Here is a 3,159-nt window from a genome sequence, read left to right as displayed (position 1 = left end):
TGGTATATTTTGCCAATAGGCTCGATCATTGAGATAAATATCATAGGTTGTCGTTCCTAATAATTTTCGCATTTCTGGGCTAATTACGCTCATTTCTGCGGTTGTATATTGTCTGGCGATCGCTTTTCCTTTACCCGGCATTGTCACACCATTTTTACCCCCATGTCCCCAACCGACGTTAATAATTAAATCCCCCTTATCCGGGTTTAAATTTCCCCCATCAGTGCAGGAAATCAAGGCGATTTTTTGCAGTGCAGGGGTCGGTTTTTTGGTGACTCCTATAACGGGGTTTTCTGTGTCTAAAAGAGAGGCGATCGCTTGTCCTATTTCGGCGGATTTAATTAATAATTCTTGGCTATTGGGAAGGGGAATTCTTGGGAAGTCTTGACGAATACCGTCGGCATTTTCCCGAAGATACAAGGGAGAGTACCCAATCGCTAACGAGTGCAGCCAAATTAAGGAGGCATTCTCGATATTTTCATCGATATTATTAATACCCAGTTCATTTAAGTATTGACGAGATTTTTCCGAGAGATTGGCTTTTGTTTTAACAGTTGTATAACTTTCAACATTAAATAGTTTATCTTGTTTTTTTGCTTCATGTTTCGCAGAAGGATAAATTAACATGGGAAATGCAACTGCATGACCTCTCATACAATCCCTAGCAAAAAGACTTTGAGTAAATAGAAATGGAATTCCTTCTGGTTGAGCAACTCCTTTAGAACGACTTAATAAAAATAAATTTTTATATGTGTATTGTACATATAAATCTGGCCTTACTCTTTTCCAAACATTAGGGACTAAAGTAATATAACACCATCTTGTATCATAGGGACGGAAATTATATCTTTTCAGGTTATTTTCTTTAAACGAATCTAATTGATGTGCTTTTTTTCGTACAGTTTTAGCATCAAAAGACGCACTATCTCGACTTAACCCAGTTTTTAAAGTTAAAAATTCATCCCAGTCAGTTGTTTTATCAAAATACTTTTGCATTCTTAATGATAAAATATCTTGATCATAATCTATCAGTGCATTTGCACGATCTTCATCCATACCCTGTAATGGAATAATTAATGATGAATCTTGACAAGATAAATCTGTTAACTTTGGCCATGCTAAATAGTGAGAGGAAACATCGGAGGGACGGAAAGAATAACGATTAGATTGTTCTGGGTTAGAGACTTGATAAAAAGCATCAAAATCTTGATTATTTAAACTATCTAATAACTGTTCTCGTTTAGCAACTCCCCAGAAATGGCGAAAATAGACATCAACATTTTTATTCCTTACTTCCTTTCTTACCATTAGTCCGATAGTTGTCCCGACTCGAATCCCTTCCTTATTGTATTGAGTAGAAAAAACACTAGGATCGGGATTACCTTCAGGGGTTAACTTTCCTGTTTCGCGACTATCACCATTGAGACAATCAAACCAAAGACGATCAAATTCTTGTAAAAATCTTTGCCGCATCACCACAAAAGAAGGATCACCGAGATAGGAAAAATTAGAAATATAACAAACAACCCCTTTACCAGTATTTTCTGAAATACATCTTTCCGCTAAACGGAAAAAGCGCACATATAACTCATCCAAATTAAACTTTTTAATCCCCCAATCGGAGATTAAACCCTGTTTATACACTTCCACTAAACCTGCTTCTTCTGCGGGACTGGTTCCAGCAAAAGCATTGTAGGGAGGATTACCGAGAATAACTAAAATCGGTTTACCGCGCTTAACTTCATCGGCTGCCTCTCGTTCCTTATTTAACTCCGGAAAACTTAATTGTAGCTGTTGAATTTTCTGTTTACTTTCCTCATCGGGAGGTTGCCAACCGGTTAAAGCATTAGTCAGATAAATCCCGACTCGTTCACTATCTTCTATTAAAGGTACACCCAAACTTTGCAGGAATAAACCTAATTGTAGATGAGCGACGACAAAAGGAGCGGTTAAAATCTCGAAACCGAAAATTCTTTCTATGGCTGCTTTTTTCACCAAAGCCATGGCTAAAGCACCCGCGCCATTTTCCTGTAAAGTATCGGTAATATAGCGCAAAACCTCGACTAAATAAGCACCGGTGCCACAGCAAGGATCGAGAACATAAACATCGGGATTAGCTAAACCGTCCTCGATATTTAATTCTTCTCGTAAAACTCGATCGACTCGCGCTACCATATAGCGAACAATTTCCGGAGGAGTGTACCAAACTCCCAATTCTTTGCGTAAATCAGGATCAAAAGCTTGCAAAAATGGTTCATAGAAATACTGTACCGCTTGTCCCTCATCGAATTGACGAAAAAATTCCTCTCGTCGCACTCGATTTAAAGCTGCACTGGTCCAATTCAAGACTTCTACTAATCCCAAAGATTTTAACTTACTCGGTGCGGCGATCTGCTCGAATAGGATCGCTAACATGGGAACATGGAGATGGTGGGCTGCGGATTTCCAATCGAACTTATCCTCTTTATCCTCGCGATTGAGGTTTTGCTTGTGCCATAATACCCAAGCGGAGAATAAACCATAAAAGAGGGTTTGCACGAGGGTAGAACGAAAAAATTTATTTCCCTGTTCCCGTTCAAATTTGATACCGAGGGCATTTTCTAAAGCTTGACGAATATTGGCCAGAGCGGGAAGATCGGAATGATGTTCTAAGCGTGCTTTTGCGTCGCGCGCATAGGAAGCAAGAAACCAAGCAACATCGGCTGGTGAGGTGATAGGAGCCGCCTGTAAAAGCACTCTCTTTAGGTATTCTAAGAGGCTATCACCGTGTTCGGCGGCAAATTTGGATGGATTTGAGGTTTTTAGCCAAAACTCGGCTTCTGACGGGGCTAAACTATAGGCTTCTAATTCTACCGGTTGACCTTGGCTATTGCGACCGATGAGCAGAAAATCGCGATAATTGCTGACTAATACTTGACCGTATTTTTGCCAGTATTTTTGTACTTGCTCGCTGGCGGCGATTTTTTTGATATCTTCTTTGGTTCCCTTAATCTCGATCGCGCCTCTTTCGGGAAAAATCGCCGTAAAAGGTTCTAATTCTTGATTTTTGGGGAATTGATCGACGTTAAAAAGTCCCCCGTCCGGCAATCCCGCACCCTGATTTCTGAGGTTGATAATGCAGCGGACTCGCGGTTTTAGGGTTTTACCGATTTCGTTAAG

Annotated in this window: 1 protein-coding gene; it reads right to left on the bottom strand. The window is 40.0% G+C overall.

From position 1 onward, the window contains the following. Nucleotides 1–3,159: type ISP restriction/modification enzyme (locus IM456_RS16745; RefSeq protein ID WP_287707856.1), on the bottom strand; the 3,159-nt coding region annotated here is incomplete at both ends.

Origin of the sequence: Microcystis sp. M079S1 (assembly GCF_020246425.1) — a bacterium.
Classification (GTDB): Bacteria; Cyanobacteriota; Cyanobacteriia; order Cyanobacteriales; family Microcystaceae; genus Microcystis; species Microcystis aeruginosa.
Note: the sequence above shows the minus strand (reverse complement) of the source record. Positions and strands in the feature narration are given on the sequence as shown.